Source organism: Allofrancisella inopinata (assembly GCF_012222965.1).
In the GTDB taxonomy this organism is placed as follows: domain Bacteria; phylum Pseudomonadota; class Gammaproteobacteria; order Francisellales; family Francisellaceae; genus Francisella; species Francisella inopinata.
Genome location: NZ_CP038241.1, coordinates 207740 through 222707 on the forward strand (window position 1 = coordinate 207740; position 14968 = coordinate 222707).

Genomic DNA, 14968 nt, shown 5'->3' on the forward strand with positions numbered 1-14968 from the left:
CTTGCAAACAGCCCCATTATAAATCTTGTTGCATCTCTATTCAGAATCTGGCAAATAGTAGTAATTTATATTAAACCTAGAGGTTGGATAATCTTGATAAGGTGATTCTGAACCTTTTATTTTTATTTTTCTTTCTTGAAAGTTAATTTGAAGTTTTTCTAAATCTTTGGGAGTAATATTTTTACAGTTTGAAATTCCTAAATATTTCAAACTAGGTATATCTGTAATAAGCGCTTTTGCAATAAGAAAAGAGATATTGCTGCCTGAAAGGTCTAATGATTGTAACGATTTTAGTTTTGAAAGGCTAATAAGAGGAATTTCTTTAAAACCTGAAAGGTTTAGATACTTTAAAGGATCGTTACATTTGTTAAGATATTCTATTCCTTTTGAAGTAATTTGATTACAGTTGGAAAAATTTAATCGTGTGGGATTTAAATGTTCTGGGTGTGTGCTCCCCTTTGCAATATAGTCTAAACTTAGGTCAGTAATGTTCTTACAATTTGAAAGGTTTAATGAGCTTAATAACCATAGGTGTGCAATTAGAATCTTTACTCCTTGATCACTAATACTACAGCCGGAAAGATTTAGACTTTTTAAGCTTCGTAGTTGAGTTTCATATTTTGCTTGTTTATACTTCTTTGTTATAGCATATGCGATCCTATCATCTAATTGCTGATAGCCTGCTATATTTAAGGATATTAATTTTTTAGGTAGACATTCGATGAGATCAAGAAACACGTTCCCATAAGACACATCTATTAGATTCTGGAGTTCCTCTTTAAGTAACTCATCATTAGAAATGTTCAAAGTTTGTAAATTTAATTTTTTAAATTTAGAAAGAGCTTTGACTCCTAGCCACCCAAATGCATTCTCTGAAATATCTAAAGATTCTAATTTGTGTAGTTTATTGGCAATAGCTCCTATACCATTTCCACTAATATTATTTTTAGAAAGGTTTAATACTACCAAATTTGTTAGTTTGTTAGCTATATGCTCTACACCTTGATCAGTAATACCACAGTTTGAAAGGTAAAGATTTTGTAGAGGTTCTAGTTTAGATAAATGCTTTACTGATTGATCACCAATTTCGTGATTACCATTAAGATTAAGGGAATATATAGGAAATTTAATATCTTTATTTTTTTTTACTGATGGATTTCGAATCTTCTCAACTAAGATTATAACATCCTTTTCAGTTAGATTGCTGTTAGATAAGTCCACTTTCCTACCGTTAACAAAGTTGTCGACAGCTTTTTCAATCAATTTATTTTTTTCTTCATCCCACATTCATATCACTCCAGTTAAATAATGAAAATATATATTTAAAAGGTATTTTAGGCTAAATTTAAAACAACCTCAATGTATTTATAAAATTATTTTACCAAATAAATTTGTATGTTTCTTAGATTGTATTCTCAGTATAAGAAAACTAGGTTTACAAGCATATACCTTGATAAACTCTAAGAAAAAGCCGAAGTTAACAACGGTGATATCACTAAGATAATCCCAACAAAAATAACAAAATAAATACTCTTTGTTCTATATATTTTAAGAGCTGGAACTTTGAAAACCATATACGCTGGTGCTAAACAACCTAAAATACCAAATATTGGGCCAGACAACGGTACAAGTGTATAAACTGGAGCGTCAAACACTATAGATAACCAAGTTAAAAAAAAGATTATTAAAATAACGATTATATCTATAACTTTAGGACTTATTTTTTCGGTTATTCTTGGTTGGTTAAGACTCATTCTTAATACCCCTTTTAAAGATTCTGCCATGCCAGCTAAAATACTTAAAAAAGAAGTTAAAATAGCACATATACTAATTACTATACCGCAGACATATAAAACTATGTTTGACATGCCATGCTGTTCTAATAGTAAAAATGCTGACTGGTTTTTAGCTGATGCCTCTAAAGCAAATTGTTTAGGTATAACAAAAGAAAATGATAATACATAAAATCCTATAAATATAACCAGAAGAACAAATGCTAATTTCATAGTGCGTAAACACTTTTTAAGCACTAAACTATTATCAAAGTTAGGGTAACGTAATCGATAACCTAATACCATTGGACTTAGTGATTGAATAAAAAGAATAGATGTTAGAGAAAATGGTAGCATAATAATAGTTTTAGTAACTAGCTCATAGCTATTATTAGGTAGTGTCATGATATTTACTGTTGTCCATAGTAGGATTAAAGATAAAGAAACTACGATAATTGCTACAATTAAAACTACTACAAAAATAGTTGACACTCTTATTAGAATTCTTTGACTTTTCATTCCAGCAAAAATTAAAACTACCATCAAAATGGCGCTATATAAAATGTTCTGCTCAAGATGAGGATTATTAGTAATATTAAATAAATACAAATATGCAGCCAGAGACTTAGCAACAACTTCTGCATATATTACTGTCCATATTAACATCATTAAAAAATACAGAATACCTAGAAAAATAGACCAGTTTTTTCCTAAAAGCTCTCCCACAACATCTTTATAAATTTTAGGTTTATCTGAGGCAAATAAAGTACATATATATAGCTTTTGGAATAAATAAATCCCTGGGTACGCTATCAATATAGAAATAGCAAAAACCACAAAACCAACTACCCCAATACTCACAGGAACTAGCACTATACCAGCACCTATTGCCATACCAAAACTAACTACTAGCCACCCAAGATCGAATTTATTGATCTTAGAAACATTTTGCATGATTTAAATCTCAGATTAGATTTTTTAATAGATTTTATTCTATTTGATAAAAATTGTATAAACAACTGTATGTATACTATAAATTATAAGTAAAAAGGGTTTTTTAAAATAATTAGTAAATATGAAGCTTATTGTTTAACCCAAATAAGCTTCTCTGTATCAAAACCTAAGGCTTTTGATTTGGTAATAAAATCTTTTTTGATATTCTCAGAAACTGTCGGGGTACGAGATAATAACCATAGATAATCTTTATTTGCTCCTGCAACATAAGCATACTTATAATCCTTATCTAAGTTAAATACTACATAAGCGCCATAAAAGGGTCTAAAGAAAGATACTTTCAAGTATGCAATGTTTTCTTTCTCAACAAACTTAGCTATCCCTTTTGCATAACTTCTTTTACCGCTTTTAGGATCTACACCACTATTTATAACTTTTATTGTACCATCAGGATTTAAGCTATATTCAGCGTACACGTTAGTCATTCCTTTCTCAAAGCTATTGTCAAAGCGAGCTATCTCATACCATTTTCCCAAATATTTATTTGCTTGAAAATTATCTACTGGTTGAACGTCAGCAGGCTTTGTCACACATCCCACTAATAAAGAAAAAAATCCTACAACTATTAATAGCTTTGCTTTCATAATATCTTTTTGTTGGTAATGCTTTATTAATATAATAAACTAACTAGTGAAATAAACATATTTAAATATTTGTAATTTATGGAATTAAGCTATTTTGACTTTATAAAAATGACAGACTTGGCAAAATACAAACTTTTTATAATTACAGGAGATGAGCCTTTACAGCGTTATAATATTATTGAAAAAATCACAACTGAGTTTAAAGACAAAAATTTTGAAATAGTTAGGCATGATTTAAGTGAGCAAAACTATGATACTCTCTATCAAGAAGCTGATAGCCTTAGTCTATTTAGCGTAGATAAGTTTATACAGTTCAGTTTTGAAAAAGCTCCTCAAAAGTCTTTGCAACAAGCTCTTATTGAAAACCTTTTAAAACCTAGTGATAATGTCTATTTATTAGTTTTTAGTGGGCTTAAGAAACAAAATTTATCAAGTAAATGGTTTCAAAGTTTAGCCCAAAATGCTCTTCATATACATATACACCAGCCGGATATAACTAATGCTATAACTATAATAAATCATGAGTTACAGCACTCAGGTTTAACTTTAACGAGCGAAGCAGTTCAGTTACTAGCTCAAAAAACTGAAGGAAATCTAATAGCTGCTAAGCAGATAATAAAGCTTCTTTCACGCCAAAGCACTCAAAATTTTGATGATAAAACTTTAAGACCTTTTTTACATGAGCATACTAGTTTTGATGTCTTTGATTTATCAGACACTATTTTAAGTCAACAAAAGTCAAAAGCTTTAACAATATTAAATAGTATTCTTACTGAGAACGATAAACCTCCTCTTATACTTTGGACTTTAAAAAGAGAGCTGCGAGTCATCTCTCAGTTAAAATCAACACAGAATGTTTATCATCAAAAGATTTTTAAGGATAATAATATTTGGTCATCTAAGCAAAAATATTATACAAGTTTAGCCAATAGAATTAGTTCTGAAACTATATTATCTTGTTTACAAAAATGCTTAGATACAGATTTATGTATAAAAGGAGCAAAAAAAGGAAATATCAATCTTAAACTTAATGAAATAGTTTTTAGTCTAGTCAGCTAACTACTAGTTAGCAAGTTTATAATACCTTCATTATTATTTATCTTTGCGTCATCTAGAGGCATTTTACCCCACCTATCTGTTGCTGTGATATCAGCACCTTTACTGACTAAATATTTTACAATATTTTCATGGTCTTCAGCTGCTGCTAAATGTAGTGCTGTCCTTTTATCATAATCACCTTTATTAATATCCACCCCTAAGGCAACGGCTCTTTTAACTTCAGAGAGATCTCCTGTACTTGCAGCCCAAATCAACTCAAAAACTAAGCTTGATTCTGCTAACATACGATTTTCTATGGGGTTTATTTTGTCATTCCTATCGATATGATCATAGTTATGAAAGCTAAATCTATTTACTAGTCTTCTGCTAAATTCAACACCTCTAACTGAGTTATGATTGGGGTCTAACCGAGGGGAAAATATTGCAAACCCACCTACATTAGGAATAGCAATCACCAAGGCTCCAGATACCCCTGATTTAGCTGGTAATCCCACGGAAAAGGCAAATTCACCAGAAAAATCATACATTCCACAAGAGTACATCATTGATAAACAGTTTCTAATAGTTGTGGGTGAGAAAATCTTTTTGTTGGTAAATGGACATATCCCACCGTTTGCTATAGTAGACATGATTTTTGCCATTTTTTTAGCATTAACCTCGATAGAACATGTCTGAAAATAAAAGTCTAATGATGTATGTATATCAGTTTTAGGAGGAAAAGCTCCCACCTCTTTCATATAGTGAGCTAAGGCATAGTTTCTATCTGCTGTTTCTTTCTCTGAGTGGTAGGTTGCATTATCAAAACCTACAGGCTCTCCACCAGACAAATCTTTCCAGACTTTAGTAATATACTCAAACCTATCTGCTATATTCCACTCTGGTTTGATTAATGAACAAGTCATGATAGCTCCAGAATTAATCATGGGATTATGTGGAAGATTATATTTATTCAAAGCTATAGCATTAAACGTAACTCCACTTGGCTCTCTACCAACATGCTCATGAACTTTATCTTCGCCATTTAACTCTGTAGCGATACAGTAGGTTATAGCTTTTGCTGTAGACTGGACACAATACGGGTGGGTATAATCGCCTAAGGTAATCATCTGACCATCTACACTACAAAAAGCTACTGCAAATAACTCAGGATCAACACGAGCTAATTGTGGAATATAGTTCGCGACCTTTCCAGAGGTATTTTTCTTAGTCTCTTCAAAAATATTCTGAATTTCAGTTTTGAAAGCTATGAAATCTGGAATCACAAAACTTTTACTAATCGCCTTTTCTATAAGGTTTATACTGCCCGAAGTTACATCTTTAAAAGTTTCAAAGTCAATATTTTCTGTACGTGAGAATTTATCTAGTTTTTCAATTAACGTTTTTATACGCACATCATCCCTAGCTATACCGAAATCGTCTAGAACTCCTAAAATCCCTGATTTTGTAACACACTCATTATCGTTACAAATAACATGGAAAATATTTTTGTAGTGATCTTGACCTGCAGAGTAACCCACATTCATTTTAGTTTTAATTTTCACTTTTGTTCCTTTATCCTAAAAACTTTGGTAGATATTAGATTAATGTTAATTATCAGCTTGCAACAGTCCCTTGCCTGCACATTAAAAACTTAAATTAGTCATAAACTCCTTTGTGATAAATGCACCAATTTATGTTGGAATTGGTATTAGATCGCATAAAATAAACAAGCTAGCTATATTTTTTACTGTTCTTAACTGTAACAATATTATAACTGATTAACTATATTTTACAAAAAAGAAGAATAAAATTTGAGAACTCTATCAAATTTTATTTATTGTAAAGCTAGTTATTTTTAGAGTCAAAAGAAGTTACGCTTCAGTAGCAGCAGCTAGAGCTAAAGCCACTATATATGGATCTGCATTTGCACCTGGTCTTCTATCTTCAAAGTAACCATACCCTTTTAAAGCAACTGGTTTTGGAATTCTAATTGAACTACCTCTATCAGCATCACCAACTTTGAATGTATTTATATCACAAGTTTCATGTAAACCAGTTAATCTTTCGTGTAAGTTAAAACCGTAATTTAAGATATCTTTTTTATGATTTTTTTCTAAGTTTTTAACTATTCTTTGGATTTCTTGTTTGCCCAGGTTTGGATCTCTAGTTGCTTTAGTAGAGAAATTAGTATGCATACCAGCACCATTCCAATCACCTTTGATAGGTTTATTATCAAAAGAGATTGTGATGCCATACTCTTCACCTAATCTTATTAGTAGCCATCTGGCAATATGAGTATGGTCAGCAACGTTTAATATTCCAGCATCTTCACTATCAATACCTCTGTAACCTATCTGGAACTCCCATTGGCTAGGCATAACCTCAGCATTAATACCATATATTAAGATACCTGCTTTTATACACTCTTTTAAGTGTCTTTCAACTAATTCTCTGCCAAACACTTTATCAGCACCTACACCACAATAATATGGCCCTTGAGGACCTGGAAAACCTACTACTGGCCACTCAAGTGGTCTACCATCAACAAACATAGTATACTCTTGTTCAAAACCCGCCCACATGTCATGCTCTTTTAGACTTTCTAAGACCTCTTTTAACTTTGCTCTGTGGTTAGTTTTATGAGGTGTTTCATTGTCAGGGTTATAAACTTCACACAACACTAAATAACCATTATCTCTTAACGGGTCTATAACAAAATTGACAGGTCTAAGTATACAATCTGAATTGTCACCTGTAGCTTGGTTTGTAGAAGATCCATCAAAGCTCCACTCCGGGAAATCTGTTATTTTGATATTTTCTTTATGTGGTAATATTCTAGACTTTGAACGAAGTCCAGTAACAGGATTTGCACCATCAATCCATATATACTCAGCTGTCACTACTTTCATTTAAGTTTCCTAATTTCACTAAATAACAAAACCTAATGATAGCAATTAGACAAAAAAAGTAAATATCTTTAGAAAAATATATAAGAAATCGTTAAATTACTACCTTTATAAAATGTAAAACAGTTTTTTATGAGGTGATAAAATAAATTTAAACTTGGCATCCCGTAGGGGATTCGAACCCCTGTTGCCGCCGTGAAAGGGCGGTGTCCTAGGCCTCTAGACGAACGGGACATAAGACTTTAGTTGCTATCGCTAGCTACATGTGGGATATTATAAGCTCTTTTTTACTTTAGTCAAGGTCTTTTTGAAAAATAATTTCTTATATTTTATAAGTAATACCAATTCCAACATAAATTGGTGCATTTATCACAAAGGAGTTCATAACCAACCTAGATAAATATCCAAACGCTGCTGTATATGATTGAGAATACAACGTAACGTTCATATTATTTACTATCTTCTGTATTTTTATTAGCAACGAAAGTATTAATTAATGACCCTAAATCAATAGCAGATTCAGTATTTTCTAATGGAATCACACTATCTTGATGTAGGTATTGATCTTCAGTCGGCAATGAGTTATCAGTTAGGTCTGCTATTGCCATAATATCTTCTTTAGGCGGACTAAGTGCAATATAATTATCACCAAGAATGCCAGACATGGCTATAGCTGCTGAATAGTTTGCTGGTATTTTCTCATTATCATTAATAGACATAGTGACTAAAGCCATAAAGCCATTATATGTTTTCTCAAGAGATATTTTTGTTACTTGACCGATCTCTACGCCTGCTATTTTTACAGCTGCATTTACTCGTAATGAACCTACATTTTTAAATTGTGCTTGAATAGAGTAGTGGTTAGTATTAAAAGATTTAAAAGAGCTACCACTTACTTTAAAAATTAAAAAAACTAAGCATAAAACCCCTAAAATAATAAAAATACCTACAGAAGTTTCAAAATATTTATTCCTCATTAGGCTCCCCCAAACATGATTGATGTTAAAATAAGGTCAGCTCCTAAAACACTCATACAGCAGTATACTACTGTTTTAGTTGTCGCCATAGCGATACCATTTGAGTTAGGGACACAATAATATCCTTGGTATAACGCTATCCAAGCTACTACAAAAGCAAAAACTAGACTTTTAACTAAACCATTGGATATATCAGAAAGATTCACAGAAGACTGTATATTGCTCCAGAATTCACCATAACCTATTCCTAGACCAGATTCTGCTAGCATATATGATGCTATAATTGATACTGAACAAAAAATCAAAGTTAGTATAGGAACACCTATCATACATGCCCAAAATCTAGTTGAAAGAATAAAACTAATAGGGCTTACATTCATCATTTTTAAACTATTAATTTGGTCAGTAGCTTTCATGAGACCTATTTCTGAAGTTATTGAACTACAGGCTCTACCTGCAAATAGCATAGCTGTAACCACTGGTCCGAGTTCACGTAGTACACTTAGAGCTACCAGTGTACCTAATAGAGAATGAGCTCCGAATTTGGCTAAGGTATAGTAGCCTTGTAGGCTTAAAACTAATCCTATAAAGACACCAGAAGTTACTATAATTATTAGAGAATTAATGCCAACAGCTTTTATTTGAATTATGCAGTCTTTGATACTAAACTTGCTACTTAGAGTATTTATGATTAACCGTAAGGATTTTAGACTGCTGTATATAAAAGAAATTGTTAACTCATAGATTTTGCTAAAAATATACATACTAAGTCCTCAAAATTTCTTTGATAAAAAAATCTTCATCTAAATTTTGCTGGTTTTGTTCCATATTTTTAAGAGGCTCGCCCGCTAAAAAAGCTTTTATATCTTTATTTATACTGTTTTTTATATTTTCAGGTGAGTCGCTAGCTAAGATTTTTTTATTTGCTACTATAACTATGTGATCCGAAATGCTGAGAGATTCTTGTATATCGTGAGAAACAATTATAGAAGTCATTTTTAGAGTTTTATTAAGTGTAGATATTAACTCAAGTAGTTTGTTAAAAGAAGCTGGGTCTTGTCCTGTAAATGGTTCATCATACAGCATAATACTAGGATCTAAAGCAATAGAGCGAGCTAATGCAATTCTACGAGCCATGCCACCAGAAAGCTCACTAGGCATCATCTCTACAGTATGAGCAAGTCCAACAGCTTGTAATTTTAATAACACAACATTCTTTATTAGTTTTTCATCTAGGTCAGTATTCTTTCTTAATGGAAAGGCTATATTGTCATAAACATTAAGGTGAGTAAAAAGGGCACCTGATTGAAATAAAAACCCCATCCTTTTGCGCAGTATTGCAAGTTGTTTTTCGGTGGTCTTCTTATTTACATGAATATTATCTATACAAATATTTCCATAATCAGGCTTGATAAGTCCTGCGATTAGTTGCAGGATGGTGGTCTTGCCAGCACCAGATGGACCAAGGATAGTAGTAATTTTTTTAGATGGAATGGCAAAGGTAACATTATCGTATATACAAGAAGCTCCTCTATAAAAAGAAACTTGATTAAAACTAATATTGCTCATTTATTAGTAGGTATCTATCTAGTTGAAAGGTATATTAACTTCGATCGTTGAGTTTTTGCTGTTATCTTCTACCTTTAAATCTATATCCCTAATATTTTCTTCTGAAAGAGCAATATATTTTTTAACTACTTCGATTATTTCGTCTTTTAATTCAGCAAGCAAATGACTACTAATCCTTGAAGTTCTAGGTTGCAGTTCATTTCTTTGATGCGCTACTATAATCTGTAATCTTTCTTTTGCTAAAGAAGCACTATTTTGTTTTTTCTTTGGTCCGAAAAGCTTTTCAAACATAATTATGACTTACCTATTAGTTTTTTAAAGAAACCGACTTTATGCTCAGTATGCCTCATAGGAACATCTTTACCTAGCATTCTATCTACCGCATCAAAATACGCTTTAGCAGCTACAGAGTCTGCAAAATGGGTGATAGGGTGCCCGCTGTTTGAAGCTTCTAATATGTCCTTTGATTCTGGAATTATGCCAGTAATAGGAGTATATAGGATTTCGCTTACATCCTCAGCTTTTAGCATCGCTCCAGCTTTTGCTCTAGTAGCGTCGTATCTATTAAGTAATAAGTATATTTCTTTGAATTCGCCTTCCCTTTGAGCTTTCAAAGTTTTACTTGAAAGCATGCCGAGTATTCTGTCAGAATCCCTTACTGAAGATACTTCAGGGTTGGTGACTATGATTGCTGCATCAGCACATCTCATAGCCATCAAAGAGCCTTTTTCAATGCCAGCAGGAGAGTCACATAAAACGATATCAAAAGAATTTTTTAGTTCTTCTACAATTCTGTCAACGCCATCTTCTGTTAGGGCATCTTTATCCCTAGTTTGTGATGCTGGTATTATATATAAGTTTTCGATACGTTTGTCTTTGATAATAGCTTGATTAATTGTAGCTTCTTCTTTTACTATGTTTATTAGATCATATACTACTCTTCTTTCACAACCCATTATTAGATCAAGATTTCTAAGTCCAACATCAAAGTCTATGACTACAGTTTTTAGCCCTCTTTTGGCAAAAGCATATGCAATGGCAGCACTTGAGGTTGTTTTACCAACACCACCTTTACCAGAGGTAACTACAAATACTTTGCCTTGTTTTTTCTCACCCATTTTGGCTATAACCTCTTATAAATTTAATTTTTAAAAACCTTCTATGTGTATTTTATCATCTTTTAGATAAACGATATACCCATCAGTACTTTTTTCATCAACTGAGATACTCTCATTGTTAAGAGTTACATACTTACCAGCTATTGAAACAAGTTCTGCTTTTAGATCTTTACAAATAATTTTTGCCTCTTTATTGCCTGAACTACCAGCAAGGACTCTTCCTCCGATCCTTCCGTATACAATGACACTGCCATCGGCAATAATTTCAGCACCATTGTTCACGTTAGCTGTCACTATTACATCAGCATCACGAGCAGTGATTGATTGCCCAGTACGCACAGGAGAAGTTATTATCTTAGCCGCTGTGCGAGGAGTCTCTTCAGAAGAATTTTCTTTGATCTTGCCGTTTTTTAAAATGTTATGCCCGGCTTTCGCTAGTTTACTCTTTAGCTCTTGATTGTTAACGACAAAGCCTACGGGGATCATACCATTAGACCTAAAACAAGATATTACCTTTTCCAAAAAACCTACACTGCATTTATCATCTTGGTCGATTTCAGAGACGTCGATTACAAAAGGGGTGTTCTTGAAAAAAGATTTCGATTGGGCAACCTTTGAACTAAGTAAGCTCTCAATTTGAGTAAACTCTGTTACGTTGATATTGATAGCACTTATGGTATAGTTGCCACCTTTAAAATGAAAAGCTTGCTTCATGGTTATAAGGCCTTAATTTTAGTTATGGGCTTATTTGATCTTTGCTTCTTTATAAATTACGTGTTTACGAGCAACTGGGTCAAACTTTTTAATCTCCATTTTGTTTGGCATATTCTTCTTATTTTTAGTAGTAGTATAAAAATGACCTGTTTTTTCAGAAGAAACTAATCTTATTTTTTCTCTCATTGTTTGAATTCCTTTTCTAGAATTTAGATTTTATGACCTTGAGTTCTTAAGTCATTAAGAACAACATCAATACCTTTTTTATCGATTATTCTCATACCTTTAGAGCTAACTCTTAATTTTATGTATCTGTTTTCGCTTTCTACCCAAAATCTATGTGTATGAAGGTTTGGTAGAAACCTTCTTTTAGTTTTGTTTTGTGCGTGTGATACGTTATTTCCTGTAATGGGTTTTTTACCTGTAATAATACAAACTTTAGACATTTAGAAACTCTCCTTGGGCAAAATTTTTTTATTATTTTTACATATATCTTCAAGATTTTATTACGTTTGAATTTAAAAGTAAACTGAAATTTTATATTAAAACTTACTAATAGGTGACTTAACCTATTGATTACGGTGTCCCACCAGCTTCTGATGAGTCTTGAATATTAGCATCGTAATTAAAATTATCGCCACTATCTACAAGCTCGCTTGTAGGTGCGTTTGTATTTCTAGATGGTGAAGTTGGATCATCGTCTACTTTTGAGGTATTTTGCTTAGTAGCTAATGTAGATCCAGATGTTATTTTAGTTGTTTGATCGCTATCTTTTTGTTGATCTTCAGGAAGATATAAAGGACCTGTTTGTCCGCATCCAGCTAGGAAGTAACTAATAAAAATTGGTAAAAATAACTTTTTCATAATTTTTCATGCAGTTCTAAAATATTGCTAGTAGGGCTAATTTAACAGTAATTATGTAATTTGGCAAATGCTTTGTTTCTTGGGCTTTTAAAATGATAGAATAAGTTTGAGCAAAAGAAGGATTTAATTAGAGAAAATTTGATGAAATTTCTAGATTTTTTAGGGGTTGGTGATGCTACTATAAAGGCTTTGGCTAAAAATAGCTTGTACCAGCCAGAGGATTTATTATTTTTTTTCCCAAAAGCTTACAAAGATACTAGGTTTATAACTTCTATCAAAAATCTCGTAGTAGATAAAAAAAGTGTTATTGAAGGGAGAATAACAAATGTTACTTATAAAAAAACTGGAAGGAAATTTTTACGTTTTTTGATTAATGATGGTACTGGTGTTTGCTCTGTGGTTTTGTTTAAATTTTACCCAAACCAAATCACTATGCTAGAAAACGCAGAGTATGTAAGGTGTTATGGTAAAATACATGTATCACAAAATTTCCAAATGATTCATCCAGAATGGTCAGTAATAAAAGATGGTAAATGTTTACTTGAGCAGAAACTATCTGCAATTTATGGGCTAAAAAAGGTACCAGATAGAGTAATAGCTAATATAGTCACCAAAATTTTGCAAGATAGTCAAATAAAAGATTTAATTCCACAAACCTATCTAAAATCATATAGTTTGATGAAGCTTACTGATGCTTTATATTATCTCCATGCTCTAACAGATACTGTAGATGAACGCTATTTATCAAAAGCAAGGTACTCTATTAAATTTGAGGAGATGTTAGCTTATAAGTTAGCCGAAGAAAATATAAAAAAAGACCTTGCAAAAACTTTATCTCCTAAGCTTACTCTAAAGGATAGTGATGTAGAGAAGTTCTATAATAAATTGCCATATGGTTTAACTAATGCTCAAGACAAAGCGATCAAGCAAATTTTAGTTGATATTGGAAAAGCAAATACAATGATAAGGCTATTACAAGGAGATGTTGGAGCTGGTAAAACTATAGTTGCAACTGTAGCTTTGTATGCTGCTGCGATATCAGGATATCAAGCTGCGATTATGGCACCAACAGAAATTCTGGCAGAGCAACACTATAAGTTTTTAGCAGATTATTTGAGTGATTTTGGAATAGAGGTTATACCGCTGCTAGGTAAATTAACCGCAAAGCAAACTAAAACTAGTTTAGATAGGATAAAAAACTCATCAAATTGTATTGTAGTTGGAACTCATGCTATATTCCAAGAGCGTGTTGAGTATAATAATCTTGGGCTAGTAGTTGTAGATGAACAACATAGATTTGGAGTTGAGCAAAGGTTAGCATTGATCAAGAAAGGTATTAACGGAAAAAAAACAGCTCCTCATCAGCTTATAATATCAGCAACCCCTATTCCTAGAACTTTAGCAATGACTTTATATGGAAATCTTGAGCTTTCTATATTGGATGAGTTGCCACCAAATAGAAAACCTATAGTTACTACTGTTCTTAATCGTTCACGAAAATTAGATTTAATAGCAAAATTAAAGCAAGCAATATCTAGAAAAGAGCAAGTTTATTGGGTTTGTCCGCTTGTCGAGGAATCTGAAAGTATGGATTTTCTACAAGATGTAAAAACATTGTATACAGAGCTTACAAATGAGCTTGGAGATGGTAAGGTAGGGTTAGTATTTGGTAGTATGAAGTCTAAAGAAAAAATTCAAGTTATGAACGATTTTAAAGTGGCTAAATACGACGTTTTGGTTGCAACAACGGTTATAGAAGTTGGCGTTGATGTTCCTAATGCAAGTATTATGATAATTGACAATGCTGAAAGGCTTGGAATTTCACAACTACATCAGTTAAGAGGTAGAGTCGGTAGGGGTTCAAAAGAAAGTTATTGTATACTTTTATATAGTGATAAAATTAGTGAAATTGGTAAAAAGAGACTATCTTTAATTCGCCAGTCTCAAGATGGCTTTTATTTGGCAGAAAAAGATTTAGAAATACGTGGAGCGGGGGATATTTTGGGTAAGGAACAATCTGGTATATCAACGTTTAGAACTTTTGATATAAACGAGTTCTATGATAATTATCAGTTGGTATCTGGGTTAGCTAAGCAAATAAGGCAGGATTATCCTGAAGCAATACCTCAGCTAGTAGCTAGATGGTTTAAACAAAGAATAACGTATGTGGATGTTTAATTATGGTTCTATCAAGTGTTTTGGCTATAGTAATAGCTCTAGTGTTTACTGCCACAGTAGCAAGAATATTGTATAAGTTTAGCTTTAGAAAAGGCATGCTCCAGTCAAGAAAGGATTATATTATCAATGCTATAATTGTTGGGTTTGTATTTTTTTGTGTAAGTAGTTTATTTTATATTTTTATGATAAATACTTTTAGCATCTAATACCACTTCCAACACATATTATTACTTT

At 32.2% G+C, this 14968-nt stretch carries 16 protein-coding genes and 1 tRNA gene; 2 read left to right on the forward strand and 15 right to left on the reverse strand.

All coding sequences use genetic code 11. From position 1 onward, the window contains the following. Positions 1-36: 36 nt before the first annotated feature. The 3 genes from E4K63_RS00935 to E4K63_RS00945 all read right to left on the reverse strand — a co-directional run bounded on the left by E4K63_RS00935 (position 37) and on the right by E4K63_RS00945 (position 3370). Positions 37-1287 carry a leucine-rich repeat domain-containing protein gene (locus E4K63_RS00935; RefSeq protein ID WP_133941425.1) on the reverse strand — a complete coding sequence of 417 codons (1251 nt, stop codon included), beginning with the start codon at positions 1285-1287 and terminating at the stop codon, positions 37-39. Positions 1288-1460: 173 nt separating this feature from the next. Beyond that, positions 1461-2726: an amino acid permease gene (locus E4K63_RS00940; protein ID WP_133941427.1), complete on the reverse strand. Its 1266-nt coding sequence runs from the start codon at positions 2724-2726 to the stop codon at positions 1461-1463. Between the two features lie 128 nt (positions 2727-2854). Beyond that, complete coding sequence (locus E4K63_RS00945; RefSeq protein WP_133941429.1) at positions 2855-3370, reverse strand: lipocalin family protein; 516 nt, start codon at positions 3368-3370, stop codon at positions 2855-2857. 78 nt (positions 3371-3448) lie between these two features. On the opposite strand from E4K63_RS00945, the gene holA reads away from it, so the two are divergent. Further along, positions 3449-4429, forward strand: coding sequence for a DNA polymerase III subunit delta (gene holA, locus E4K63_RS00950; protein ID WP_133941431.1), 981 nt, complete (start codon positions 3449-3451; stop codon positions 4427-4429). Here holA and glsA read toward each other — a convergent pair. From glsA to lptM, 12 genes are all read right to left on the reverse strand, one after another. Further along, positions 4426-5952 carry a glutaminase A gene (glsA, locus tag E4K63_RS00955; RefSeq protein WP_133941520.1) on the reverse strand — a complete coding sequence of 509 codons (1527 nt, stop codon included), beginning with the start codon at positions 5950-5952 and terminating at the stop codon, positions 4426-4428. The genes holA and glsA overlap by 4 nt on opposite strands. A 327-nt stretch (positions 5953-6279) precedes the next feature. Beyond that, positions 6280-7317, reverse strand: coding sequence for a glutamine synthetase beta-grasp domain-containing protein (locus E4K63_RS00960; protein WP_133941433.1), 1038 nt, complete (start codon positions 7315-7317; stop codon positions 6280-6282). Between the two features lie 155 nt (positions 7318-7472). Next, positions 7473-7548: transfer RNA gene (locus tag E4K63_RS00965), tRNA-Glu, on the reverse strand. A 215-nt stretch (positions 7549-7763) separates the two neighbouring features. Further along, complete coding sequence (mlaD, locus tag E4K63_RS00970) at positions 7764-8291, reverse strand: outer membrane lipid asymmetry maintenance protein MlaD (RefSeq protein WP_133941435.1); 528 nt, start codon at positions 8289-8291, stop codon at positions 7764-7766. Continuing rightward, on the reverse strand, positions 8291-9055 hold the full coding sequence (locus E4K63_RS00975; protein WP_133941437.1) for an MlaE family lipid ABC transporter permease subunit: 765 nt from the start codon (positions 9053-9055) through the stop codon (positions 8291-8293). Before E4K63_RS00975 ends, mlaD begins: the two co-directional genes overlap by 1 nt. Position 9056: 1 nt before the next feature. Beyond that, positions 9057-9860 carry an ABC transporter ATP-binding protein gene (locus E4K63_RS00980; protein WP_133941438.1) on the reverse strand — a complete coding sequence of 268 codons (804 nt, stop codon included), beginning with the start codon at positions 9858-9860 and terminating at the stop codon, positions 9057-9059. 18 nt (positions 9861-9878) lie between these two features. Then, on the reverse strand, positions 9879-10151 hold the full coding sequence (minE, locus tag E4K63_RS00985) for a cell division topological specificity factor MinE (RefSeq protein WP_035720907.1): 273 nt from the start codon (positions 10149-10151) through the stop codon (positions 9879-9881). 2 nt (positions 10152-10153) lie between these two features. After that, a complete protein-coding gene (gene minD / locus E4K63_RS00990) occupies positions 10154-10978 on the reverse strand; it encodes a septum site-determining protein MinD (protein ID WP_133941440.1) in 825 nt (274 codons plus the stop codon). A gap of 30 nt (positions 10979-11008) precedes the next feature. Further along, complete coding sequence (gene minC, locus E4K63_RS00995) at positions 11009-11692, reverse strand: septum site-determining protein MinC (protein WP_133941442.1); 684 nt, start codon at positions 11690-11692, stop codon at positions 11009-11011. Between the two features lie 30 nt (positions 11693-11722). Continuing rightward, on the reverse strand, positions 11723-11878 hold the full coding sequence (gene rpmG, locus E4K63_RS01000) for a 50S ribosomal protein L33 (protein ID WP_035720914.1): 156 nt from the start codon (positions 11876-11878) through the stop codon (positions 11723-11725). A 23-nt stretch (positions 11879-11901) separates the two neighbouring features. Further along, positions 11902-12138: a 50S ribosomal protein L28 gene (rpmB, locus tag E4K63_RS01005; protein ID WP_035720917.1), complete on the reverse strand. Its 237-nt coding sequence runs from the start codon at positions 12136-12138 to the stop codon at positions 11902-11904. A gap of 130 nt (positions 12139-12268) precedes the next feature. Next, the gene (gene lptM / locus E4K63_RS08355; protein WP_133941444.1) at positions 12269-12556 is read right to left on the reverse strand and encodes an LPS translocon maturation chaperone LptM; all 288 of its coding nucleotides are present in this window, start codon (positions 12554-12556) and stop codon (positions 12269-12271) included. 141 nt (positions 12557-12697) lie between these two features. Between lptM and E4K63_RS01015 the strand changes: the two genes are divergently transcribed. Beyond that, on the forward strand, positions 12698-14734 hold the full coding sequence (locus tag E4K63_RS01015; protein WP_133941446.1) for an ATP-dependent DNA helicase RecG: 2037 nt from the start codon (positions 12698-12700) through the stop codon (positions 14732-14734). Positions 14735-14968 lie beyond the last annotated feature (234 nt).

Coding starts and splice junctions, on each gene's coding strand:
- minE (WP_035720907.1), bottom strand. CDS start 10,151: ATGTTTGAAAAGCTTTTCGGACCAAAGAAAAAACAAAATAGTGCTTCT.
- rpmB (WP_035720917.1), bottom strand. CDS start 12,138: ATGTCTAAAGTTTGTATTATTACAGGTAAAAAACCCATTACAGGAAAT.
- E4K63_RS00960 (WP_133941433.1), bottom strand. CDS start 7,317: ATGAAAGTAGTGACAGCTGAGTATATATGGATTGATGGTGCAAATCCT.
- minC (WP_133941442.1), bottom strand. CDS start 11,692: ATGAAGCAAGCTTTTCATTTTAAAGGTGGCAACTATACCATAAGTGCT.
- E4K63_RS00980 (WP_133941438.1), bottom strand. CDS start 9,860: ATGAGCAATATTAGTTTTAATCAAGTTTCTTTTTATAGAGGAGCTTCT.
- lptM (WP_133941444.1), bottom strand. CDS start 12,556: ATGAAAAAGTTATTTTTACCAATTTTTATTAGTTACTTCCTAGCTGGA.
- rpmG (WP_035720914.1), bottom strand. CDS start 11,878: ATGAGAGAAAAAATAAGATTAGTTTCTTCTGAAAAAACAGGTCATTTT.
- glsA (WP_133941520.1), bottom strand. CDS start 5,952: ATGAATGTGGGTTACTCTGCAGGTCAAGATCACTACAAAAATATTTTC.
- E4K63_RS00935 (WP_133941425.1), bottom strand. CDS start 1,287: ATGTGGGATGAAGAAAAAAATAAATTGATTGAAAAAGCTGTCGACAAC.
- E4K63_RS00945 (WP_133941429.1), bottom strand. CDS start 3,370: ATGAAAGCAAAGCTATTAATAGTTGTAGGATTTTTTTCTTTATTAGTG.
- mlaD (WP_133941435.1), bottom strand. CDS start 8,291: ATGAGGAATAAATATTTTGAAACTTCTGTAGGTATTTTTATTATTTTA.
- minD (WP_133941440.1), bottom strand. CDS start 10,978: ATGGGTGAGAAAAAACAAGGCAAAGTATTTGTAGTTACCTCTGGTAAA.
- E4K63_RS01015 (WP_133941446.1), top strand. CDS start 12,698: ATGAAATTTCTAGATTTTTTAGGGGTTGGTGATGCTACTATAAAGGCT.
- holA (WP_133941431.1), top strand. CDS start 3,449: ATGGAATTAAGCTATTTTGACTTTATAAAAATGACAGACTTGGCAAAA.
- E4K63_RS00975 (WP_133941437.1), bottom strand. CDS start 9,055: ATGTATATTTTTAGCAAAATCTATGAGTTAACAATTTCTTTTATATAC.
- E4K63_RS00940 (WP_133941427.1), bottom strand. CDS start 2,726: ATGCAAAATGTTTCTAAGATCAATAAATTCGATCTTGGGTGGCTAGTA.